The sequence below is a fragment of the Streptomyces sp. TLI_55 genome (assembly GCF_900206255.1).
GTDB classification, from domain to species: domain Bacteria; phylum Actinomycetota; class Actinomycetes; order Streptomycetales; family Streptomycetaceae; genus Streptomyces; species Streptomyces aquilus.
Genome location: NZ_OAOJ01000001.1, coordinates 7,193,017 through 7,215,823 on the forward strand (window position 1 = coordinate 7,193,017; position 22,807 = coordinate 7,215,823).

General features: G+C 71.9%; 21 protein-coding genes. 5 read left to right on the top strand and 16 right to left on the bottom strand.

Annotated features, from left to right (window positions below):
• Positions 1-46: 46 nt before the first annotated feature.
• From CRP56_RS33025 to CRP56_RS33070, 11 genes are all read right to left on the bottom strand, one after another.
• Positions 47-1,381 carry a sulfate adenylyltransferase subunit 1 gene (locus CRP56_RS33025; RefSeq protein WP_097270250.1) on the bottom strand — a complete coding sequence of 445 codons (1,335 nt, stop codon included), beginning with the start codon at positions 1,379-1,381 and terminating at the stop codon, positions 47-49.
• A 2-nt stretch (positions 1,382-1,383) separates the two neighbouring features.
• Positions 1,384-2,322 (bottom strand): sulfate adenylyltransferase subunit CysD, encoded by a 939-nt coding sequence (cysD, locus tag CRP56_RS33030; protein WP_097270252.1) that lies wholly within the window; start codon positions 2,320-2,322, stop codon positions 1,384-1,386.
• Entirely contained in the window at positions 2,319-2,882 is a 564-nt protein-coding gene (cysC, locus tag CRP56_RS33035; RefSeq protein ID WP_097270254.1) for an adenylyl-sulfate kinase, read from the bottom strand. The genes cysD and cysC overlap by 4 nt, the downstream gene beginning before the upstream one ends.
• On the bottom strand, positions 2,879-3,589 hold the full coding sequence (locus CRP56_RS33040) for a phosphoadenylyl-sulfate reductase (RefSeq protein ID WP_097270257.1): 711 nt from the start codon (positions 3,587-3,589) through the stop codon (positions 2,879-2,881). Before CRP56_RS33040 ends, cysC begins: the two co-directional genes overlap by 4 nt.
• Positions 3,586-3,765 carry a hypothetical protein gene (locus CRP56_RS33045; RefSeq protein ID WP_097270259.1) on the bottom strand — a complete coding sequence of 60 codons (180 nt, stop codon included), beginning with the start codon at positions 3,763-3,765 and terminating at the stop codon, positions 3,586-3,588. Before CRP56_RS33045 ends, CRP56_RS33040 begins: the two co-directional genes overlap by 4 nt.
• Positions 3,762-5,459, bottom strand: coding sequence for a nitrite/sulfite reductase (locus CRP56_RS33050; protein WP_097270261.1), 1,698 nt, complete (start codon positions 5,457-5,459; stop codon positions 3,762-3,764). The genes CRP56_RS33045 and CRP56_RS33050 overlap by 4 nt, the downstream gene beginning before the upstream one ends.
• Positions 5,460-5,612: 153 nt before the next feature.
• On the bottom strand, positions 5,613-5,696 hold the full coding sequence (locus CRP56_RS49340) for a putative leader peptide (RefSeq protein ID WP_310591794.1): 84 nt from the start codon (positions 5,694-5,696) through the stop codon (positions 5,613-5,615).
• Between the two features lie 162 nt (positions 5,697-5,858).
• On the bottom strand, positions 5,859-6,431 hold the full coding sequence (locus tag CRP56_RS33055) for a GNAT family N-acetyltransferase (RefSeq protein WP_059195515.1): 573 nt from the start codon (positions 6,429-6,431) through the stop codon (positions 5,859-5,861).
• Between the two features lie 16 nt (positions 6,432-6,447).
• Complete coding sequence (locus tag CRP56_RS33060) at positions 6,448-7,701, bottom strand: hypothetical protein (RefSeq protein WP_097270263.1); 1,254 nt, start codon at positions 7,699-7,701, stop codon at positions 6,448-6,450.
• 190 nt (positions 7,702-7,891) lie between these two features.
• Entirely contained in the window at positions 7,892-9,181 is a 1,290-nt protein-coding gene (locus CRP56_RS33065) for a GAF domain-containing protein (RefSeq protein ID WP_097270265.1), read from the bottom strand.
• A gap of 378 nt (positions 9,182-9,559) precedes the next feature.
• Positions 9,560-11,194, bottom strand: coding sequence for an acyl-CoA dehydrogenase family protein (locus CRP56_RS33070; protein WP_097270267.1), 1,635 nt, complete (start codon positions 11,192-11,194; stop codon positions 9,560-9,562).
• Between the two features lie 148 nt (positions 11,195-11,342).
• Here CRP56_RS33070 and CRP56_RS33075 point away from each other — a divergent pair, with 148 nt between their 5' ends.
• Positions 11,343-12,485, top strand: coding sequence for a YihY/virulence factor BrkB family protein (locus CRP56_RS33075; protein WP_097270269.1), 1,143 nt, complete (start codon positions 11,343-11,345; stop codon positions 12,483-12,485).
• A gap of 3 nt (positions 12,486-12,488) precedes the next feature.
• On the opposite strand, the gene CRP56_RS33080 is transcribed toward CRP56_RS33075, so the two are convergent.
• The gene (locus tag CRP56_RS33080) at positions 12,489-13,313 is read right to left on the bottom strand and encodes an NmrA family NAD(P)-binding protein (protein ID WP_097270271.1); all 825 of its coding nucleotides are present in this window, start codon (positions 13,311-13,313) and stop codon (positions 12,489-12,491) included.
• A gap of 81 nt (positions 13,314-13,394) precedes the next feature.
• Between CRP56_RS33080 and CRP56_RS33085 the strand changes: the two genes are divergently transcribed.
• Together CRP56_RS33085 and CRP56_RS33090 are read left to right on the top strand one after the other, a co-directional pair.
• Positions 13,395-14,330, top strand: coding sequence for an AraC family transcriptional regulator (locus tag CRP56_RS33085; RefSeq protein ID WP_097270273.1), 936 nt, complete (start codon positions 13,395-13,397; stop codon positions 14,328-14,330).
• 88 nt (positions 14,331-14,418) lie between these two features.
• Entirely contained in the window at positions 14,419-15,105 is a 687-nt protein-coding gene (locus tag CRP56_RS33090; RefSeq protein ID WP_097270275.1) for a helix-turn-helix domain-containing protein, read from the top strand.
• Here the strand turns inward: CRP56_RS33090 and CRP56_RS33095 are convergent.
• Positions 15,088-15,492: a VOC family protein gene (locus CRP56_RS33095; protein WP_179851182.1), complete on the bottom strand. Its 405-nt coding sequence runs from the start codon at positions 15,490-15,492 to the stop codon at positions 15,088-15,090. The two genes, CRP56_RS33090 and CRP56_RS33095, sit on opposite strands and share 18 nt — an antisense overlap.
• 86 nt (positions 15,493-15,578) lie before the next feature.
• Positions 15,579-16,211 carry a VOC family protein gene (locus tag CRP56_RS33100; RefSeq protein WP_097270277.1) on the bottom strand — a complete coding sequence of 211 codons (633 nt, stop codon included), beginning with the start codon at positions 16,209-16,211 and terminating at the stop codon, positions 15,579-15,581.
• Positions 16,212-16,370: 159 nt separating this feature from the next.
• On the opposite strand from CRP56_RS33100, the gene CRP56_RS33105 reads away from it, so the two are divergent.
• Complete coding sequence (locus CRP56_RS33105) at positions 16,371-18,011, top strand: serine/threonine-protein kinase (protein WP_179851183.1); 1,641 nt, start codon at positions 16,371-16,373, stop codon at positions 18,009-18,011.
• A 9-nt stretch (positions 18,012-18,020) separates the two neighbouring features.
• Here CRP56_RS33105 and CRP56_RS33110 read toward each other — a convergent pair whose 3' ends face one another.
• A complete protein-coding gene (locus CRP56_RS33110) occupies positions 18,021-19,064 on the bottom strand; it encodes a LacI family DNA-binding transcriptional regulator (protein ID WP_097270278.1) in 1,044 nt (347 codons plus the stop codon).
• A 339-nt stretch (positions 19,065-19,403) separates the two neighbouring features.
• Between CRP56_RS33110 and CRP56_RS33115 the strand changes: the two genes are divergently transcribed.
• Positions 19,404-20,984, top strand: coding sequence for a carboxylesterase/lipase family protein (locus CRP56_RS33115; RefSeq protein ID WP_097270279.1), 1,581 nt, complete (start codon positions 19,404-19,406; stop codon positions 20,982-20,984).
• Here the strand turns inward: CRP56_RS33115 and CRP56_RS33120 are convergent.
• Positions 20,866-22,722, bottom strand: coding sequence for a glycoside hydrolase family 127 protein (locus CRP56_RS33120; RefSeq protein ID WP_143664962.1), 1,857 nt, complete (start codon positions 22,720-22,722; stop codon positions 20,866-20,868). The genes CRP56_RS33115 and CRP56_RS33120 overlap by 119 nt on opposite strands.
• Positions 22,723-22,807: the final 85 nt, after the last annotated feature.

Consider the following 22,807-nt stretch of genomic DNA (forward strand, 5'->3'; position numbering starts at 1 on the left):
GCCGCCCTCCTTGGCGAACGTGGAGAAGTAGTCCGTGGAGTTCATGTCAGAAGTCCCACCCGTCGTCCTCGGCCGCGTCCTTGACGGGCTCGGGGGAGGCGAACGACTCGCCGACCATGCCCGCGGTGAGCGTGGTGCCGTCGCTCGGGTCGATCAGGATGAACGAGCCCGTGCGCCGCGAGTCGGCGTAGGAGTCCACCGGCAGCGGTTCCGCGGTGCGGATCTTCACCCGGCCGATGTCGTTGGCGACGAGCTGTCCCGGGTGCGGGTGCAGGGACAGGTCGTCGAGCGTGAGGCGGGAGGGGATGTCCTTGACGATCGCCTTGACCGTGCGGGTGCCGTGCTTGAGCAGCACGCGGTGGCCGACGGTCAGCGGGGCGTCGGCGACGTGGCACACCGTCGCCTCGATGTCCTGGGTGGTCGGCGGCGCGTCCTTGCTGGGCACGATGAGGTCGCCGCGCGAGATGTCGATGTCGTCCTCCAGGAGGACGGTCACCGACTGCGTGGTCCAGGCGACGTCGACGGGCTGACCGAGCAGGTCGATGCCGGCGATCTTCGAGGCGTGCCCCGAGGGCAGCACGGTGACCGCCTCGCCGACGCGGAAGGAACCGGCCGCGATCTGACCGGCGTACCCCCGGTAGTCGGGGTGCTCGGCGGTCTGCGGGCGGATGACGAACTGCACGGGCAGGCGCGCGTGGCAGTGGCTCAGATCGTGGGTGACCGGGACCGTCTCCAGGTGCTCCAGGACGGTCGGGCCGCCGTACCAGTCCATGTTGGCGGACGGCTCCACCACGTTGTCACCCGCGAGCGCCGAGATCGGGATCGCGGTGACCTCGGGGACGCCCAGCTCGGTCGCGTACGCCGTGAACTCCTCGGCGATCGCGGCGAACACGGACTCCTGGTAGTCGACGAGGTCCATCTTGTTGACCGCGAGGACCACGTGCGGCACCCGCAGCAGCGCCGCGAGGGCGGCGTGCCGCCGGGTCTGCTCGACGACGCCGTTGCGGGCGTCGATGAGGATCACCGTCAGCTCGGCCGTGGAGGCACCCGTCACCATGTTGCGGGTGTACTGCACGTGGCCGGGCGTGTCGGCGAGGATGAACCGCCGCTTGGCCGTGGCGAAGTAGCGGTACGCCACGTCGATCGTGATGCCCTGCTCCCGCTCGGCGCGCAGACCGTCCGTGAGGAGCGCGAGGTCGGGGCCTTCCTGGCCGCGCGACGCGGAGGCACGCTCGACGGCCTCCAGCTGGTCGGTGAGGACCGACTTGGAGTCGTGCAGCAGCCGGCCGACGAGGGTGGACTTGCCGTCGTCGACGGAGCCCGCGGTCGCGAACCGCAGCAGGGTCGTCTCCGAGAGCGCCTCGGAAGTGGTCGTGCTCATGCTTAGAAGTACCCCTCGCGCTTACGGTCTTCCATCGCGGCCTCGGACATCTTGTCGTCGGCGCGGGTCGCGCCGCGCTCGGTGAGCCGGGAGGCGGCGATCTCCGTGATGACCTGCTCCAGCGTCACGGCGTCGGAGTCCACGGCACCGGTGCAGGACATGTCGCCGACCGTGCGGTAGCGCACCAGGCGGGTCTCGACGGTCTCCGTCTCCTTCGGGCCGCCCCACTCGCCGGCGGTCAGCCACATGCCGGCCCGCTGGAACACCTCACGCTCGTGCGCGAAGTAGATCTCCGGCAGCTCGATGCCCTCGCGGGCGATGTACTGCCAGACGTCCAGCTCGGTCCAGTTGGACAGCGGGAAGACGCGGACGTGCTCACCGGGGGCGTGCCGCCCGTTGTAGAGGTTCCACAGCTCGGGCCGCTGCCGTCGCGGGTCCCACTGCGAGAACTCGTCCCGCAGCGAGAACACCCGCTCCTTGGCGCGGGCCTTCTCCTCGTCCCGTCGCCCGCCGCCGAAGACCGCGTCGAACTTCTCCGACTGGATCTTCTCGGTCAGCGGCAGCGTCTGGAGCGGGTTGCGGGTGCCGTCCGGACGCTCCTTCAGGACACCCCGGTCGATGTAGTCCTGCACGGAAGCGACATGCAGCCGCAGCCCGTGCTTGGCCACCGCCCGGTCCCGGTACTCAAGGACCTCGGGGAAGTTGTGCCCGGTGTCCACGTGCAGCAGCGAGAAGGGGACCGCCGCCGGGGCGAACGCCTTCAGCGCCAGGTGCAGCATGACGATGGAGTCCTTGCCGCCGGAGAAGAGGATCACCGGCCGCTCGAACTCACCCGCCACCTCACGGAAGATGTGGACGGCCTCGGACTCCAGCGCGTCCAAGTGCGAGAGGGCGTACGGAGCTTGCGTGCCCTCCGTCACCGCCGTGACGGTCGTCGTCATGCCAGTCCCCTCTCGGTGAGCAGCGCGTGGACCGCGGCCGCGGACTCCTGGACGGTCTGGTTCTGGGACTCGATCCGCAGATCGGGCGACTCGGGAGCCTCGTACGGGTCGTCGACACCCGTCAGCCCGGTCAGCTCGCCCGCGGCCTGCTTGGCGTACAGACCCTTCACATCGCGCTCGCTGCACACCTCGACCGGAGTCGCCACGTGCACCTCGACGTAGGCGGCCCCGCTCTCCTGGTGACGCTTGCGCACCGCCTCGCGGCTGTCCGCGTACGGCGCGATCACCGGGACAAGGGCTTTGACGCCGTTACGTGCCAGAAGCTCGGCGAGGAAGCCGATGCGCTGCACGTTGGTGTGCCGGTCCTCGCGGCTGAAGCCGAGGCCCGCGGAGATGAACTCGCGGATCTCGTCGCCGTCGAGCACCTCGACGAGGTGGCCCTCCTCGCGCAGCCGGCCGGCCAGCTCGTACGCGATGGTGGTCTTGCCGGCACTCGGCAGACCCGTGAGCCAGACGGTGGCTCCGGTCGTCACTTGGTTCTCCTGAGGTGTCGTCGTCATCCGTGCAGCCCGCACTCGGTCTTGCCGCGCCCCGCCCAGCGGCCGGCGCGCGCGTCCTCGCCCTCCAGCACCCGGCGGGTGCAGGGAGCGCAGCCGACCGAGGCGTAACCGTCCATCAGCAGCGGGTTGGTGAGCACACCGTGCTCGGCTACGTACGCGTCCACGTCGTCCTGGGTCCAGCGGGCGATCGGGGAGATCTTGACCTTCTGCCGCTTCTCGTCCCAGCCGACGACCGGGGTGTTCGCCCGGGTCGGCGACTCGTCGCGGCGCAGGCCGGTCGCCCAGGCCAGGTAGTTCGTCAGGCCCTGCTCCAGGGGCTGGACCTTGCGCAGCTTGCAGCACAGGTCGGGGTCGCGGTCGTGCAGCTTGGGGCCGTACTCCGCGTCCTGCTCGGCGACCGTCTGGCGCGGGGTGAGCGTGATGACGTTGACGTCCATCACGGCCTCGACCGCGTCCCGGGTGCCGATGGTCTCCTCGAAGTGGTAGCCGGTGTCGAGGAAGACGACGTCCACGCCCTTCATCGCGCGGGACGCGAGATGGGCGACGACCGCGTCCTCCATCGAGGAGGTCACGCAGAAGCGCTTGCCGAAGGTGTCGACCGCCCACTGGAGGATCTCCAGGGCGGAGGCGTCCTCCAGGTCACGGCCCGCCTGCTCGGCGAGGGCCTTGAGCTCGTCGGTCGTACGGTCTTCCTGAACCGCGGTCATATCTCGTCTCCCCCTGCGTCGTCGGTCTGAAGGCCCCGGGCGAGCAGCCCGAGGAACTTCAGCTGGAATGCGCGGTTGCACGCCGCGCATTCCCACGCGCCGTGACCCTGCTCGGACGGGCGCAGGTCCTCGTCGCCGCAGTAGGGGCAGTAGAAGGGGGCGGCCCGCTCGCTCATGAGAGGGCCTCCTCCGAGGCGCGCGAGGCCCAGGCGGCGAACCGCTCGCCCTCCTCGCGTTCGGCCTGGAACCGCTTCAGGACCCGCTCGACGTAGTCGGGCAGTTCCTCGGAGGTGACCTTCAGGCCACGGACCTTGCGGCCGAAACCGGCCTCCAGACCCAGCGCGCCACCGAGGTGCACCTGGTAGCCCTCGACCTGCTCGCCCTGCGCGTTGAGGACCAGCTGGCCTTTGAGACCGATGTCCGCCACCTGGATACGGGCGCAGGCGTTCGGGCAGCCGTTGAGGTTGATCGTGAGCGGCTCGTCGAAGTCCGGGATGCGGCGCTCCAGTTCGTCGATGAGCGCGGCGCCGCGCGCCTTGGTCTCGACGATGGCGAGCTTGCAGTACTCGATGCCGGTGCAGGCCATGGTGCCGCGCCGGAAGGACGAGGGCCTGGCCGTCAGGTCGAGCGCCTCCAGGGCCTCGACGAGCGGCTGGACCTGTGCCTCCTCGACATCGAGGATGATCATCTTCTGCTCGACGGTGGTCCGGACCCGGCCCGAGCCGTGGGCCTCGGCGGCCTCGGCGATCTTCGTGAGGGTGGCGCCGTCGACCCGGCCGACGCGCGGCGCGAAGCCGACGTAGTAGCGGCCGTCCTTCTGCTTGTGCACACCGACGTGGTCGCGCCAGCGGCCCGAGGGCTCGGCGGGCGCGGGACCGTCGACCAGCTTGCGCTTCAGGTAGTCGTCCTCCAGGACCTGCCGGAACTTCTCCGGGCCCCAGTCGGCGACGAGGAACTTCAGCCGGGCGCGGGTGCGCAGCCGGCGGTAGCCCCAGTCGCGGAAGATGCCGACCACACCGGCCCACACCTCGGGCACTTCCTCCAGCGGCACCCAGGCGCCGAGCCGGACGCCCAGCTTGGGGTTGGTGGACAGGCCGCCGCCGACCCACAGGTCGAAGCCGGGGCCGTGCTCGGGGTGCTCGACGCCGACGAACGCGATGTCGTTGATCTCGTGGACCACGTCCAGCAGCGGGGAGCCGGAGATCGCCGTCTTGAACTTGCGCGGCAGGTTGGAGAACTCCTTGCTGCCGATGTACCGCTCGTGGATCTCGTCGATCGCCAGGGTGCCGTCGATGATCTCGTCCTCGGCGATCCCGGCGACCGGCGAACCGATGATGACGCGCGGGGTGTCGCCGCAGGCCTCGGTGGTGGACAGGCCGACGGCCTCGAGACGGTTCCAGATCTCCGGGACGTCCTCGATGCGGATCCAGTGCAGCTGGATGTTCTGCCGGTCGGTGATGTCCGCGCTGCCCCGCGCGAACTCCTCGGAGATCTGGCCGATCACCCGCAGCTGCTGGGTGGTGAGGCGTCCGCCGTCGATCCGCACCCGCAGCATGAAGTACTTGTCGTCCAGCTCCTCCGGCTCCAGGATCGCGGTCTTGCCGCCGTCGATCCCGGGCTTGCGCTGGGTGTAGAGGCCCCACCAGCGCATCCGGCCGCGCAGGTCGTTGGGGTCGATCGAGTCGAAGCCGCGCTTCGAGTAGATCGTCTCAATGCGTGTCCGCACATTGAGACCGTCGTCGTCCTTCTTGAACTGCTCGTTGCCGTTGAGCGGGGTGTGGTGCCCCGCGGCCCACTGGCCCTCACCGCGGTGACGGCTCACCTTGCGGCGGGGAGTCGCGGCGGCAGGCTTCTGCGGGGTGGCGGCCATGGTGGTTACGTCCTTCGGGACAGACGGGAAAGCGGCTCTGACCTGCGCGTAAAGGCGCATGGAAATGCGTGCGCGGCATTGCGCAGGGGGAGACAGAGAGTCAGGAGATGTCGGGCGGCTGCGGCCCCGTGGCCGGAGGCCACTGATGGATGCTTAGCGCGCCGGACAGATGGCGCTGGACATGCGGCCGAGGTCGACGTGCCGTCGACTCACCAAGGCAATTCCAGTTCCAGACATGACGGAAGCGTGTCACGGCGATCTGGACACAGTCCAGCTTCGTCCATCATGCGGACACCCTTGTCTCGAAGAGCGAGACAAGGGTGGTGTCGATCACATGCGCCGCGGGAGGTCTTGTCCGCGCAGGTCAGCCGCGCTATGCGGCGGAGCGGGAGACCGAGGTCAGGCGGGGTGCGCCCCCGGCCAGGGGCCCGGCGCGGTCACCTGCGGCTGCTCCTCGACCTTGGTGTCGAAGAGCGTGAAGCCCCGGCGCTGGTAATTGGCCATCGCGTGCTCGCCGTCCAGGCTGCACGTGTGCAGCCACACGCGCTTGGTGTCGGTCAGTCCCGGCCAGCGGTCCGCCAGGTCCCAGGCGCGCGCGGCGCCGTACGACAGCAGATGGCCGCCGATCCGCCGGCCCCGGAAGCCCGGGATCAGCCCGAAGTAGACGATCTCCACGACCCCGTCGTCCTGCGGCTCCAGCTCCACGTACCCCGCGGGCGTCCCCCGGTCGTAGGCCACCCAGGTCTCCACGCCCGGCCGGTTCAGGTGCTCCTCCCACTGGGCGTACGTCCATCCCAGCCGGTCGATCCAGCGGATGTCGCCGCCGACGGAGGCGTAGAGGAAACGGCTGAACTCGGGAGAGGGCACCTCGGCGCGGACGATCCGGACATCACCCTCCGGCGCGGCGGCCGGAAGGAGGTCGGTCGGGGCGGTCTGCTCAAGGGACCAGGTGGTCACGGGGATGTTGGGCATGCCCCCAGGCAATCATCTAGCTCACGGATCTGTCGATCGTGCTCAGGGGCAGTGCGAACAGCATGCGGCCCGACTGGGACCAGACCTCGCCGGTCGCCTCCCAGTAGGAAAGGGACTCCGCCTCGCCGCTCCAGCAGCGGGTCGTCTCGTCGGTGCCGCAGCGGGTGGCCCGGGCGCCGGTCGCGTCCTGCCGCCACAGCGTCCCGCGGCCGTCCTGGTCGTCCGACGTACGGCCCAGATACCACTCCGAGTCGTACGACAGCACGGCTCCGACGCCGGGGGCCTTCGTCTCGTATGCCTCATTGACGGGCGTGTACCCGGCCGCGTCGGTGGAGAGGAGCCCGGCGCGGTCGGAGGTCGGGGTGAGGTCGTACCGCCACAGCCGGACGTCGCGGTCGCTGTCCGTGGAGACCCAGTCGCTCGCCACCAGGCTGTCGGGGGAGGTGCTGCGGTCCAGGGAGAGATAGTCGGGGTGCGTGGCGCCGGCGCGGTAGCTGCCGACGGCGGGCAGTACCCAGCGGTTGCCGTGCGCCGCCCAGCCGCCGGTCACCCGGCCGACCGCGGAGGCGTTCGTGGTGGCGCGCTGGACGCGGTTCATGTCGTAGACGTACAGCCCGTCGGCCGCGGTGACCAGCAGTTTGTCCTGGTACCAGACCATGCCGGAGACCTGCGAGTCGAGCGCGCGGTAGTCGCGGCCGCCGTCGACCGGGACGGCGAGCAGCACCCAGGTGTAGGTGAGACGGTCGATGTCGTTCGCGTCGATGAACGCGACCCGGGCCAGATCGTGGGCGCCCTGGCTCCAGGCGGAGAGGATCACCCGGTTCTGCCCCCACAGGCCGTCGTCGTCGGCGTCGCCCGAGGTGGTGACCGCGCCGGGCCGCCAGGAGCGGATGTCGGCCGCGCCCCAGCAGTAGGCGCGGGTGGCCGCGGGTTCGACGGGCAGGGCCTTGCGCTCGGCCGGGGCGCAGTCGGCCCCGGTGCGCAGGGAGTGGTCGGCGTCGGCGAGGACGGCACCGACACCCTCAGGGCGCCCCATCGCGGAGGCGAGCCGGTCGAGAGTGGACCGCGGCTCCAACTGCTCGTGCAGCCGCAGGGTGTCGGTCTCGGCGGCGGTGGCCAGCGGCTTCAGGGCGCCCGGATCGGCGGCGACGGTGGCCTGCGAGGCGCTGATCATGGTGGCCGCGGCGGTGAGCGCGAGGGCGGTTCCGGCCAGGAACGCGCGCAGCGCTTTGCCCCGCTTCCGCCTGCGGTGTCTCCCGCGATGCATCATGTCGTACCTCCCGAGGCGGGCCAACTGCGCCTGGTGATCCGTACGTTGACCGAGGAGCAGGTGGGGTGGCCCGTAGAGGGATGCTACGGCAGTGAGGGCGTGCCGGGGACGAAGACCCTGCAAATATGCGGAAGATGCCGCTTCTTGGGTGTACCGGCGGGTGTACCGGAGGGGGTACCGGAGGGTGTTCTCAAGGGGCTTGCCGGGACAGCCGTTTGCCGACCACCGCCGGTGCCGTGGAGTGCGGCAGCAGGTCAGACGGGTCGTCGGGGAGCAGCACCTCGATCTCCGCGCCCTCAGAGAAACGATACGGCCGATGCTCCAGAAACCCCCCGAGATACCGGCGCACCCGCGACATCTCGGCCCGCACCGTCACCGTGCGGCCCGGATCGCCGAACAGGTCCTCGGCCAGCCCCGCCGCACTGCGCCCGCTGCGGTGCAGAGCCAAGAGATACAGCAACTCGGCGTGCCGCGGGCTCAGTTCATGACTCCAGGTGCCGGCGTCCCCGGACACCGTCATCGACCAGCGGCGCGGCTGCGACAGATCCAGCACGATCCGGGTGGCACCCCGCGGCACCGGCTCGTCGGACGCCCGGATCAACCAGCCCCCGGCCAGCGGCTCCACCGTGCACAGCCCCAGCGTCGGCAGCCACCGCCGGCCCGCCGACGGCGACTTGGGCAACGCGACCCGGCCCTGGTACGGCATCCCCGCCACCGCGGCCGTCCAGCCGTCCCGGTCCACCACCACGGCCCGGCCGCCGAGCCGCGCCAGCACCGGCGCCGCCACCGCGCGCAGTTGCTCCAGCGAGGACTGGTGCAGCTCGCGCAGCCGGGACTCGGCGAGCTTGGCCACCGAGTCGACCCACGCGAGCGTGGCCGGATGCATCGTCTCCAGCGGACCGCTGACGTCCACGACGCCGAGCAGCCGGCCGTTGCGCGGGTCGGTGATCGGTGCCCCGGTACAGGTCCACGAGGTCTGGGAGCGCACGAAGTGCTCCGAGGCGAAGACCTGCACCGGCCGGCGCGCCACCGCCGGAGTGCCGATGCCGTTCGTGCCGATGACGTCCTCCCGCCAGTCGGCACCGAGCTCGAACCCGGTCCCGTCCGCCTTGCGCAGCACCGGCGAACTGCCCTCCCGCCACAGCACCCGGCCCTCCTCGTCGGCGACCACCATGATGTGGTGGGCGACGTCCGCGACCGACAGCAGCCCCTCGCGCAGCACCGGCAGGACATGCCGCAGCTCCGAGCGCTCGCGGCGCCGCTGCACCTCGTCCCGGGGCAGCAGCCCCGTGCGGAAGTCGTGGTCGGGGTCGACGCCGCCGCGCAGCATCCGGCCCCAGGACTGCTCGATCACCGGGCGGGGGGCCACGGGCGCGCGCTGACCGGAGAGCGTGGCGGAGCGGACGTCGCTCAGCAGCCGTGCCGCCCGCGCCGAGTCCACGGCGGCCAGCTGGGTGACGTCCGTCGGCGAGAGCGCCACTGGTCCTCCCGGAGGGGCTGCGGACAACCGGATTCCCCTCGGCTTTCGGCCACGGCCTGGATGTCCGTCCTGACTGTTCGTCTCATAGTGCCGTTCGTCCGTCGCGGAGGGGTACAGTCCGGCCACAGTCAGCAGCAAGTTGCAACCCCCTGCAACCCTGGTGGACCGGGCGCGGCTGGTTGAAACTTGAGCGACGCCGTCCCGAGCGGCGTCAGCGGCCTCGAACGGGCCAAGGCGGGGGTGGTGCCGTGTCGGCGCAGCACCACCCCGGCCGTCCGGCGGTTTGGCGGTTCGTTCGCGGTTCAGGGTGCCTGGTTTCGGTGCGTTGGCGGCTGCGGGGCGGTGGGGGCTTGTCGGGCAGTTCCCCGTGCCCCTGAGCTACTCCACTGGACGCGCCCGATTCACTACTGACGTCAAGTCCAGCGTTGACGGCAGGGTTCCGAAGGTTGCGCCCGCGTCGCCGCCCAGCCTCGATGCGCAGAACGCGTCCGCCACCTCCGGTGGGGCGTAGCGGACCAGCAGGGAACCCTGGAGGACCAGAGCCAGCCGTTCCGTGAGGCGCCTTGCCCTTGCCTCGATGCCGTCCAGGTCCGCCAGGTCCGTCAGGAGGTCCTTGATCGCCGCGTCCAGGCGGTGGTCGGTGCCGCGGGACTTGCCGATCTCCTGGAGGTAGGCGTTGAAGGCCGCCGGCTCGCGTTGCAGTGCTCGTAGGACGTCCAGGGCCTGGACGTTGCCCGCGCCCTCCCAGATGGAGTTGAGCGGGGACTCGCGGACCAGGCGGGGCAGGCCGGAGTCCTCCACATAGCCGTTGCCGCCCAGGCACTCGGCGGCCTCCACGACCAGCGGGGCGCCGCGTTTCGTCACCCAGTACTTGGCGGCCGGCACCGCGATCCGCAGGAACGCCCGCTCCTGCTCGCCGCCGTCGTCGTACGCCGCCGCCAGCCGCAGCGCGAGCGTGGTCGCCGCCTCGGACTCCACCGCGAGGTCGGCCAGGACATTGCGCATCAGCGGCTTGTCGACCAGCTTCCCGCCGAACGCCGCGCGGTGCGTGCAGTGGTGGACCGCCTGCGACACCGCCTGCCGCATCAGGCCCGCCGAGCCGAGGACGCAGTCGAGCCGGGTCGCCGTGACCATCTCGATGATGGTCCGCACCCCGCGCCCCTCCTCGCCCACCCGGCGCGCCCAGGTCCCCTCGAACTCCACCTCCGCCGAGGCGTTGGACCGATTGCCGAGCTTGTCCTTCAGCCGCTGGATGCGGAACGTGTTGCGCGTGCCGTCCTCCAGGACGCGAGGGAGGAGGAGACAGGTGAGCCCTTCCGGGGCCTGGGCCAGCACCAGGAAGCCGTCGGACATGGGCGCCGAGCAGAACCACTTGTGCCCCGTCAGCTCGTACGTCCCCTCCTGAGCGAGCGGCGTCGCGGTCGTCGTGTTCGCGCGTACGTCGCTGCCGCCCTGCTTCTCCGTCATCGCCATGCCGAAGAGGGCGCCGGCCTTGCGGTGCGCCGGGCGCTCTCCGCGGTCGTAGATCGTCGAGGTCAGCCGGGGCTCCCACTCCGCCGCGAGCGCGGGTTCCTGGCGCAGGGCGGGCACGGCGGCGTGGGTCATCGACAGGGGGCAGAGGTTGCCGGCGTCCACCTGCGTCCAGACCAGGAACGCGGCCGCACGGCGCACATGGCCCGCCGGACGGTTCCAGGCGGCGGTGAGGCCGGCCGCGACGCCCTTGCCGAGGAGGCGGTGCCAGGCGGGGTGGAAGTCGACCTCGTCGACGCGGTGGCCGTAGCGGTCGTGGGTGCGGAGACGGGGCGGGTTGTCGTTGGCCTGTACGGCCCATTCCTGGAGCTGCGCCGACCCGGAGGCCCGGCCCAGAGCCTCCAGCTCACCGCGCACCTCGTCCAGGACACCGGGTTCCACATGCCGCTCCACCGCCGCGGTCAGGGCCTTGTCGGCGGAGAAGACGTCGTAGCCGGTCAGAGGCGGGGGCTGGTTGGTCACGGTGTGGGTGCTGCCTGCCATATCTGCGAACTTACCGCCCCGGAAGGCGGTTCACATGAGTGGTCGAACCGGCCGTCAACGGGGACATGACAGGAAAACGCCCTGAATCGCCGAGGCCGCGGGCCGGTGGGGGATGAGTACAGCCTCGTACGGCGGATACCGTTAGGTCGTGCAGCCAGCAAGTGAATCCCCTCAGCGGCCCCCCTCCGGCCGTCTCCACCGGGCGCGTGCCCTCTACCGGAACGTCTCCAAGCGCAGGACCGCCTGGCTGCTGCTCAAGGACACCGTCAACTCCTGCATGGAGTACCGCATCCTCGGCCTCGCCGCCGAGGCCGCCTTCTTCACCCTGCTGTCCGTGCCGCCGCTGCTGCTCAGCATGATCGGTCTGCTCGGCTACGTCGACGACTGGACCGGCACCGACTCCATCAGCAGCCTGGAGGCCAACTTCCTGGAGGCCTCCCGCACGGTCCTCTCCGACAAGGGCGTCCAGCAGATCGCCCAGCCGATCCTCGACGACGTCATGAAGGGCGGCCGCCCCGACGTCATCTCGATAGGCTTCCTCTTCGCCCTGTGGTCCGGCTCGCGCGCGCTGAACGTCTTCATCGACACCATCACCGTCATGTACGGCCTCGACGGCGTCCGCGGCATCGTCAAGACCCGCTTGGTGGCGTTCCTGCTCTTCCTCGCGGCCCTGGTCATCGGCTCGATCGCGCTGCCGCTGATGGTCGCGGGCCCCGACGCGGTCGTCCGGATCGTGCCCTGGTCGGCGACGCTCGTACAGATCCTGTACTGGCCCGTGGTGATCGTGCTGTCCATCGCCTTCCTGACCACGCTCTACCACGTCTCGGTCCCCGTCAGGTCCCCCTGGATCGAGGACGTCCCCGGCTCCCTCGTCGCCCTCGCCATGTGGGTGCTGGGCAGCTTCCTGCTGCGCATCTACCTCACCAACACCATCGAGGGCGCCTCGATCTACGGCTCGCTCGCCGCCGCCGTCGCCGTCATGCTCTGGATCGGCGTGTCCGCCTTCGCCGTCCTCGTCGGCGCCGCCGTCAACGCCGCCATCGACCGCGTCTGGCCGGCCACCGCCACCGCCGCGGCCCGCGCCGCGAACGAACGCGTCCGCGAGGCGCAGGTCGCCGAGTACGCCGCCCGGGCCGCCGCTCACCGGGACACCGACCCGGACGACCCGGACATGCCGTCCGAGTTCCCCGAGCGGTGGTCCCGCTTCCTCCCGCCGGAGGACGTGACGTCCAGGCTGCGCACCCATGTGAAGAGCACCCACCCACCGCACAAGCCGGCCGACGGTTCGTAGCCCCTAGAGCCACGCCGCCGTGGACTCCCGTACGAACTCCGCGAAGTCCCGGGGCGCCCGCCCCAGCACCTCGCGCACCCCGTCCGTCACGCGCGCGTTCCGCCCGTCGAGCAGCCCCTCGAACACCTCCACCAGGAACGCCGCCTCCTCGGCGGGCACCCCGAACCCGGTGAGCGCCTCCCCGTAGGCGCGCGCGGGAACCGGCGTGTACGTCAGCTCGCGCCCGGTCGCCGCCCCGATCTCCGCGACCGCCTCCCGGAACGACAGCAGCCGAGGCCCCGTCACCTCCACCGCCCGCCCCACGTACCGCTCCCCGGACGTCAGCACCGTCGCCACCACGTCCGCGATGTCCCGCACATCGATGAACGGCTCCCGCACCTCACCCGCCGGAAACGCCAGCCCGCCCTGCCGCAGCTCCGCCACCAGCGGCCCCTCGCTGAAGTTCTGCGAGAACCAGGACGCCTGTACGACGGTCCAGTCCGCCCCCGACGCCTTCAGCGCCTCCTCGGTCGCCACCGCCTGCCGCTCGCCGCGCGCCGACAGCAGCACCAGCCGCCGCACCCCGAGTCCCACGGCCTCCCGCGCCAGCGCCCCGACCCCCTCGGTCGCCGCCGGGGCGCCCACGTCCGACGGGTACACGAGATACGCCGCGTCCGCGCCCCGCAGGGTCCCGGCCCAGGTCGTCGGGTCCTCCCAGTCGAAGCCCCGGGCCCGGGACGCGGGCCGCACCCCAAGACCGGCCGCCTGCACCGCCCGCGCCACCCGGCTGCCCGTACGACCCGAGGCACCGGTCACCACCACCGTCATGTTCTTCGCGTTCTGCGTCATGCCTCCGAGTCAACGCCCGCGTCCGCCAGGGCCCCATCGCTGAACGGCTCATTCCCATGCGCGGGCGTCTACGCTGACGCCATGGACGCTCTCGCAGGCCTCCTCGAAGGGCCCCGCGCGCGGGGCGCCTTCATGATCCGGGCGTGCTTCGACCCGCCCTGGAGCGTGCGCGTCGAGGACCGCGCCCCGCTCACGGTCATGCTCATGGTCCGCGGTGAGGCGTGGGTCATGCCGGAGGCGGGCGAGCAGGTCCGGCTGCGCGCCGGCGACCTCGCCATCGCCCGCGGCCCCGACCCCTACACCTGCGCCGACGACCCCGGCACCGAGCCGCAGGCGCTGATCCTGCCGGGCGGGGAGTGCCGCTATCCCGACGGGCGCTCGCTCAACGGCGTCATGGACCTCGGCGTCCGCACCTGGGGCGACCGGCTCGACGGCTCGGCCGTGATGCTGATCGGTACGTATCTGTGGCAGGGCGAGGTCAGCGGGCGCCTGCTGGACGCGCTGCCGCCGCTGCTGACGCTCACCCCGGAGGTGTGGGACTGCCCGCTCACGCCGCTCCTCATGGCGGAGATCGTCCGCGACGAACCCGGCCAGGAAGTCGTCCTGGACCGCCTTCTCGACCTGCTCGTCATCGCCGCGCTGCGCGCCTGGTTCTCCCGCCCGGAGGCGGCGGCACCCGGCTGGTACCGGGCGCTGGCGGACCCGGTCGTCGGCCGGGTCCTGCGACTCCTCCAGGACGACCCCGCCCATCCGTGGACGGTCGGCTCGCTCGCGGCGAAGGCGGGGGTGTCGCGGGCGGCGCTGGGGCGGCGGTTCACGGAGCTGGTGGGGGAACCGCCGATGACGTATCTGACGGGGTGGCGGCTGGCGTTGGCGGCGGACCGGTTGCGGGAGGGGGACGCGACGCTGGAGGCGATTGCGCGGCAGGTGGGGTACGGGAGTGCGTTTGCGCTGTCGAGTGCGTTCAAGAGGGTGTACGGGGTGAGTCCTCAGGAGCATCGGGGGAGGGGGGTGTAGGTGCGTGGGCGGGTGCGGGTGCGGGTGCATTGTGGCTGGTCGCGCAGTTCCCCGCGCCCCTAGGGGCGTCACCCATAGGCTTGTTTGTATGTACTCGGAGAGAGTGGGACGGCTTACCGGCTCCGTTGTGTGGAGCAGTACCCCCTCCGAGCCCAGGTCCGGCCGTGTTCTACCCGACGGCTGCATGGATCTGCTCTGGCATGACGGGCGGCTGCTCGTCGCCGGGCCCGATACGCAGGCGTACGTCACCGGGAGCGAGCGGAGTGCCTGGGCCGGTGTCCGCTTCTTCCCCGGTACCGCGCCCACCCTCCTCGGTGTCCCCGCCCCCGAAGTGCTCAACAGGCGGGTCGAGCTCGCCGACCTCTGGCCCACCGCCCGGGTACGGCAGCTCACCGCTCGGGTGAACGCCGCCGCCGATCCCGCGCACGGGCTCGAAGAGGCGGCGCTGAGGCTGGCGGCCGACGTCGACGCTCCCGATCCGTTGCTGGCGGAGGTCGTGAACGCCCTCGACTCGGGGCGGCCGGTCGCCGCCACCGCCGATCGACTCGGCCTCGGGGCCCGCCAGTTGCACCGGCGCTGCCTCGTCGCGTTCGGGTACGGGCCCAAGACGCTGGGGCGTGTGCTGCGGCTCCAGCGGGCCTTGCGGCTGGCCCGGCGCGGGGTGCCGTACGCCGAGACGGCGGCCCGTGCCGGATACGCCGATCAGGCTCATCTCGCCCGGGACGTACGGGAGTTGGCTGGCCTGCCGCTCGGGGAGCTACTGGGCCGGCGGTAGCGGGGCGAACAGGTCGACGCCGTTGCCGTCCGGGTCGTGCAGGGTCGCGTAGCGCTGGCCCCAGAAGGCGTCCCAGGGCTTGAGCTCGCCGTGGTGGCCGGCGTTCACCATCTCCTCGTACACCGTGTCCACCTCGGCCGGGCTGTCGCAGCGCAGGGCGACGGCGGTGCGGCTGTCGCCTCCGGTCGGCGGCCGCCAGCTCGCGTGGAAGGAGCGGACCGTCGCCTCGGTGTCGAGCAACAGGTGCAGCCCGCCGGGGAGTTGGGCCTCGACGTGCGGCTCGTCCGCCGCGCCTTCCGGGAAGGCGAACCCGAGGCGGCGGTAGAAGGCGACCGAGGCGGCCATGTCGGAGACGATCAGGCCGATGGCGTCGAATCGTGGAGTCATGCGGTCACGGTAGGCAGGTGCCGGGGCCGCGGTCTTGAAGGAATCGGACATCGCGCGGGACCGGGGGGCCTTCGTCGCCGGGGCCGTCAGTCGAAAGTGACCGGTCCCCGTGGGGTGTCCACCGTGAACGTGAGTCCCACCGGGCCCTCGGTGACGGGGAGTTCCGTGTCCAGGGTGGCGAGCAGACGGTGGATCTCGGCCGGGTCGGGCGCTGTCGCCGCGAGCGCGAGGAGCGGCGTGGTGGGCAGGCCGGAGGCGGACGGATGGCGGGCGGTGCCCCAGTCGATGAGGAACGGCACGAGCCCGGAGGGGTGTTGGGTGTCGCCGTCCGTCAGCCGCCACGCGAGCAGCGTGCCGTCCGGGGTGCGGCGGCTCATGGGGTGGATGTCGCCGGGGTCGTACCCCCGGGACCGGGCGGTCGCGACCGCCGCGTCCAGGTCGGGCGGGCTGATCGCCCAGGTGACCGTGCGCGGACGGCGGATGGCGTCGACGTCGAAGGGGCGCGGCCCCACGGGCTCGGGCTGTTCCGGATCGGGGCCGATGATCTCCAGATAACCGGGACCGCCCAGCGACACCAGGAAGTTGCGGGTGCCCCGGCCGATGTGCACCCCGCCGGGAGCGGGTGCCACTCCCGTACGCCGGGTGAAGTCGGCGACCGTCGCCGCCAGGTCGGGGGTTGCGAGGACGAGGTGGTCAAGGCGTGCGGGAATCGTGTTCATCGTGCGATCGAGGCTACGCAGGGGCGGGTTCGCGATGGAACACCTGTGCGGCAAGAGGGGCGTCGAGCCGTCACAGAAAACCCTTTAGGCTGCTGCTGTCGCACGGATGACCGAACCGCCGCGACAGGGGAGCAGAGGACCAGGGGATCAGGGGGACCGGTGAACGACGCGGCTGAGGTGTTCCAACCACTCCAGGTGGACGACCCGCCCGTGATCGCCGGCTACCGTCTCGCCGCCCGACTCGGTGCCGGCGGCATGGGCCGCGTGTACCTCTCCCACACCGCGGGCGGCCGGCCCGTGGCGATCAAGGTCGTACGTCCCGAACTCGCCGACGACCCGGACTTCCGGCGGCGCTTCGGCCGTGAGATCAAGGCCGCCCGGCGGGTGCGGGGCGCCTACACCGCCGAGCTGATCGACGCGGACGCCGACGGCACCCCGCCCTGGCTCGCCACGCTGTACGTCCCCGGACCCTCGCTGGCGGAGGCCGTGCACCGGCGTGGTCCGCTGCCGGTCCCGGCCGTGCTGTGGCTGATGGCGGGCGTGGCCGAGGCGCTGGAGGCCATCCATGGCGCCGGGATCGTGCACCGTGACCTGAAGCCGTCCAACGTGCTGCTGGCCGCCGACGGCCCCCGTGTCATCGACTTCGGCATCTCCCTGGCGGCCGACCTCACGGCGTACACGGCGACCGGCGCGGCGGCCATCGGCACACCGCAGTTCATGGCGCCGGAACAAGCCGTCGCGGGGGAGATCACGCCGGCCACCGACGTCTTCGCGCTCGGTCAGACGGCGGCGTTCGCGGCCCTGGGCGAGCCCCTTTACGGCAACGGTCCCGCCGCCACCGTCCTCTACCGCATCGTCCACTCCGAGCCGGACCTCTCCCGCCTGCCCGAACCGCTGCGGCCGCTGCTGTCCCGCTGCCTGACCACCGACCCGACGCAACGGGCCACGCTCACAGAGATCGTCGACTGGTGCCGCGACCAACTCGGCCCCCAGGCCGACGCGGGCGGCGGCCCGGCGGTCTGGCGTGAGGTAGCGGGTTCGGAGGCGACGATCCCGGAACCGGTCCCCGCCCCCGGGACGGCGCTCACGAAGCCCCTGCGCACCCCGGCACACACGCAGCCCCTGATCGCACCGGTGCGGACGACGGTCCCGGTGGCACCGCAGCAGCGCAGGTCCCGACGCCGCCGCATCGCCGCGAGCACGGCGGCCGGGGTGACGGTGGGCGCGCTGCTGATCACGGGGTTGGTGTGGCAGGCCCGCCAGAACGCGGATGACGACACGAGGGACCGGGACACGACCTCGTCGTCCTCCTCGACGCCGGATGCCACGGCGTCCGGACAGTCGACGGGATCGCCGTCGGCGGACGGCACGGGGAGTCCGTCGCCGAGCGCGTCCGGGCCGCCGCGAGCTCATGCCTACCCCCAGGAGCGCCTGGACGAGGACAACTCCCTCTACATCCACGTCGCCAAGCCGGGCACACGGGACGACCGCAAGGGGGACATCCGCCTCAGCTGCAAGGAGATCGGCTGCGCGTTGGTGAGCGACAGCAGCCACATGGTCCAGATGTACGACGACCCGGGCACGACCCTCGACGACTGCAAACTGTTCCTCGGCGGTGCCAAGGAAGACAGGTTCCGGGACTGGCCGCTGGCCGCGGCCGCCGCCGGAACCGAGTACTGCGTCAAACATCCCTCCGGAGACATCGCGCTGCTCGTCATCCAGCAGAAGTCGACGGCCATGTGGGACACGCCCGGAATGAGCGCCGTGACCGTGGACATGACGGTCTGGCCGGCAACCTAGCACCGCTACCTACGCGCGCACCCTCCCCGTACTCCCCCGCTCCACCAACCGCGTGGACAACTCCGTCCGCGTCCCCTCCGGCCTGCAACCGTCCATCATGCGGACCAGCAGCCGCAGAGCCGTCGCCGCCATCTCCGACAGGGGCTGGCGGATCGTGGTCAGGGGTGGAGTGAGCCAGCGGGACTCGGGGAGGTCGTCGAAGCCGACGACGCTCAGGTCGTCCGGCACCCGCAGGCCCCGCTCGGCGAGTGCCTCGTACACCCCCAGCGCCATCCGGTCCGAGCAGACGAAGACGGCCGTCGGCGGCTCGGGCAGGTCGAGGAGTTCGAGTGTGCGGCGGCGGGCCTCGCCCTCGTCGAAACCGGCGTACCGCACGTACTCCGGACGCTGCCTGACCCCGGCCGACGCGAGTGCCGAGCGGTAGCCGGCCACCCTCGCGCCGCTGCTCATCCTGCGCCGGTGCCCGGCGATCACCGCGATCCGCTCATGACCCAGCCCTAGCAGATGCTCGGTCGCGCCGACCCCGCCCTGCCAGTTCGCCGCCCCGACCGACACCACGCCCGGCGGCGGTTCGAGCACCGGGTCGATCATCACGAACGGGATGCGGTGCTGCTCCAGCCACGCGTACTGGGACGGCGTCAGCTCGGCCAGATCGAACAGCACCCCGGACGAGCCGCGGGCGATGAGCTTGTCCAGCCAGCCCCGCTCGGGGCGGCCGCCTCCGGGCCGGGTGAGCCCCGCCGAGACGACCACCTCCAGGCCCGCGTCGTGGGCCGCCTCCTCCACCCCGTGCAGCACCGCGCCCGACCAGGACGTCTCCAGCGAGTGCACGACGAGGTCGACGAGCCCGGGCGGCTTCGTCGCGTCGAACCGGGGTCTGCGGACGTACCCCAGCCGGTCCAGGGCCTCTGTCACCCGGCGTCGCGTCTCCGGCGCCACGTCCTCGCGGCCGTTGACGACCTTGGAGGCGGTGGGCACGGACACCCCGGCCTCCCGGGCCACGACCGCGAGGGTCGGCCCGGCCGCCACGCTCGTACCTCCCGTACGGACCATCGGGAACCGCCTCTCCGGCCCGCCCGTGGGCCCTGGAAAGTTTCGACCAGCACAGAAATAAGTAAGCGCTTCCTACCCTAGGTCGCCCATGTGAAGTCCGGAAGAGGTCGGACTTGGCGTGGCCGGGTGGTGGTCGGGTGGTCCGTGACTTTCGAAACAATGAATGCGCTTACCGTCCCTGGTGCGCTCCACCCGACTGGGCACCGCCGCCTCTCCCTCTCCTGCCGCGGCCATGTCCACCGAATGGCCCCCGCCGGCGCCCGTGCACCGGAATACGAGCCGGGCCTGTGATGCTCTTGTGTTACCGGTGCACGAGCGCGGCGAAGGGCTGGTGGGCGTATGACGGCAGACCAGGCGAACCCCGTGGTCAGGACGCCCTACGGGGCCGTCCGTGGCCGGTACGAACGGGGTGTGGCGGTGTTCCGGGGCATCCCCTACGGGGCGCCGCCCTTCGGCGCGCGCCGGTTCCGGCCGCCGCTGCCGCCCGAGCCCTGGGACGGGGTACGGGACGCCGTCGCCTTCGGGCCGACCGCGCCGAAACCGCCGTACTCCGAGGCCTTCGCGCAGTACCTGTCCGACCCGGCGGTACCCGGGGACGACTGCCTCAACCTCAACGTGTGGACGCCCGAGCCGGGCCGCGGGGCCCGGCTCCCGGTTCTCGTGTGGCTGCACGGTGGCGCCCTGACCAGGGGTTCCTCGGCCGTGCCGGTCTACGACGGGCATGCCTTCGCCCGGGACGGCGTCGTCTTCGTGTCCGTGAACTACCGGCTGGGGGTGGAGGGCTACGGACTGTTCCCGGACGCCCCCGCCAACCCCGGCCTGCGCGACCAGCTCGCCGCCCTGGAGTGGGTCCACCGGTCGGTGGCGGAGTTCGGCGGCGACCCCGCCCGCATCACCCTGGCCGGCCAGTCGGCCGGCGCGATCAGCACCGGCGCCCTGCTCGCCGCGCCGCAGGCCCAGGGCCTGGTCCGGCGCGCGATCCTGCAGAGCGGCCCGCCCGAGGCCTCCGACCGGGACAAGGTGCGCCGCATGGTCCGCCGGATGGCGACCCGGCTGAAGATCCCGGCCACCGCCGCGGCCTTCGCCGAGGTCGACCGCGAGCTGCTGCTGCGCACCCAGGCCGAGGTCGGCAAGCTCAGCAGCCCGGTGCTCGGCGGCCCCGCCTTCGGCATCGTCGTCGACGGCGACCTCGTCCCCCGCGATCCCCTGGACGCCCTGGTCGAGGGCGACGCGGCCCGTGACGTCGAGCTGATGGCCGGCTGGACCCGGGACGAGTACCGGCTCTGGCTGGTCCCCGGCGGCCTGCTGGAACGCGTCGACCGGCTCGGCCCGGTCGCCCTCGCCGGCGCCATGGCCCGCTGCCACACCGGCCACGAGGTGCCGCGCGGCTACCGCGCCCTGCACCCCGGCGCCGGCACCGCCGAGATCGTCGGCCAGATGGTCACCGACCACCTGCTGCGCCTCCCGCTGCACCGGCTGGCCGACGCCCGCCCCGGCACGTCGTACGTCTACGAGTTCGCCTGGCCCTCGAACCTCCCCGACCTCGGCTCCTGCCACGCCCTCGAACTCGGGTTCGTCTTCGACACCGGGGAGCGCCCCGAGTCGGCCAAGCTGGCGGGCGACGGAGCCCCGCAGGAGCTGAGCGACGCCATGCACGGGGCGTGGGTGCGGTTCGTGGTGGACGGGAACCCCGGGTGGCAGGCGTGGGACGCCACGCACCCGGTGCGGATCTTCGGCGACGGTGAGCCGCACCTCGCGTACGGCCCGCTCGACGCCGAGCTGGCCCTGTGGGCCCGCGCCCTCACTCCCGGGGAATCCACACCCGCATCGCTCCCGGCCGCCGGTTCGCCCACGCGTAGTACGGAACTGCGGTCAGTGGTACGACGTCTCCGCCTCCCCGGCTCCGTCCGCCGGCCGTGACCACGGTGACCCCGCCGAGCAGCCCGGGGTCGTGGCGGGCGGCGAGGCGGGCGCCGTCGGGGAGGGTGAGGTCCTCGAAGCGGAGGCCGGGCGACTGGTCGACGGCCTCCAGACAGTGCACCAGCGGGCCGCGCTCGATCGCCACACAGCCCCGTACGGCGTCCACGTAGGGGTCGGGGCGGGTCAGCCGGGTGGCCAGGTCCAGGTCGAGGGTGAGGGTGTCACCGGGGGACCAGCGGCGGCGCAGCCGCAGCCATCCCGGGTGGGTCTCGGTGGGCGCCGCGCCGCCGGGGGCCGAGGCGGTGAAGTCCGTGCACCAGGAGGGGATGCGCAGCGACAGCGTCCAGTCGGTGTCGTCCGGTGCCTCCTCGACGGTCACTTCGATCCGCCCTTGCCACGGATACGCGGTCTCCACCCGGACCCGGCCGCCACCGGCCTCGTACACCCCCGTCGCGTACTGGTGCAGCTGAAGCCCCTCCGCGTCGCCGCTCGCCAGGTAGTGGGGGAGCGAGGCCAGCAGCCGCATGACGTTGGGCGGGCAGCAGGCGCAGCGGAACCACGGGGTGCGGCGGGCCGTCTTGTCCGGCTCGAAGGCGCCCTCGTACTCCTCGCGGACCTGGAGCGGGTTGACGTACAGCCAGCTGTCGCCGTCGAGGCCGACACCGGCCAGGAAACCGTTGTAGAGGGTGCGCTCCACGAGGTCGGAGTACTTCGCCTCGCCGGTCAGCAGCGCCATCCGCCACGACCAGTGGATCGACGCGATCGCCGCACAGGTCTCCGCGTAGGCGCGGTCCGGCGGCAGTTCGTACGGCTCCCCGAACGCCTCGCCCTCGTGCCGGGCCCCGAGCCCGCCCGTCAGATACGTCTTCGAGGACACCATCGCGTCCCACAACCGCTCGGCGGTGGCCCGCAGTTCACCGTCGCCGGTCTCCGCGGCCAGGTCTGTCATGGCCGCCAGCAGGTACAACTGCCGTACGGCGTGCCCGGTGACGGACGTGGCCTCCCGCACCGGTGTGTGGTCCTGCCAATAGGTCCTGCCCAGATGCGGGTTGACATCGGCGTCGAGCAGCCCGTGCCCACGCCGGTCCACGAAGTACCCGGCGAGGTCCAGCCAGCGCCGCTCCCCGGTCTCCCGGTACAGCTCCACCAGCGCGGTCTCGATCTCAGGGTGCCCGCACACCCCGTCGATCTCCTTGTCGGCGCCGAACACCGAGTCGACGAGTACGGCGAACCGCTCGGCCACGTCGAGGAGTTCGCGGCGGCCCGTCGCCCGGTGGTGGGCGACCGCGGCCTGGATCAGATGGCCCGCGCAGTACAACTCATGGCCCCAGCCCAGCTCTTGCCAGCGCTTCTCCGGGTGGGCGACCTGGTAGTGCGTCTGGAGATACCCGTCGGCCTCCTGGGCGGCGACGAGGAGGCCGATCAACTCGGTTACGTGAGCGGCCAGTTCGGCGTCGTCCGGGGTGCCGGCCAGCTGCCAGGACGCCGCCTCCAGCCACTTGTGGACGTCCGAGTCCTGGAAGGGGAAGTCGCCGGTGAAGCTGCCCTTGCCCGCGGCGGCGGCCCGCAGGTTGGCCAGGTTCCCGGCCGACTCCAGCCGGGCCGGGCCCTGCGGGATGCTCACCTCGGCGTTCGTCCTGCGCCGCTCGGCCCAGAAACCGCCCGTGACGCGGGCGGCGGTCGCCGGGCGCAGCGCGCTCGACGCGAGGCCGGTGAGACGGATCGGGCCGATGGGCATACGCGGTACTCCCCGGACAGAAAACGGTTGCTGTCGCCGCGAGCATAGGAAAACGCCTGGTCCGGCGACAAGGGTGCCCTGGCCG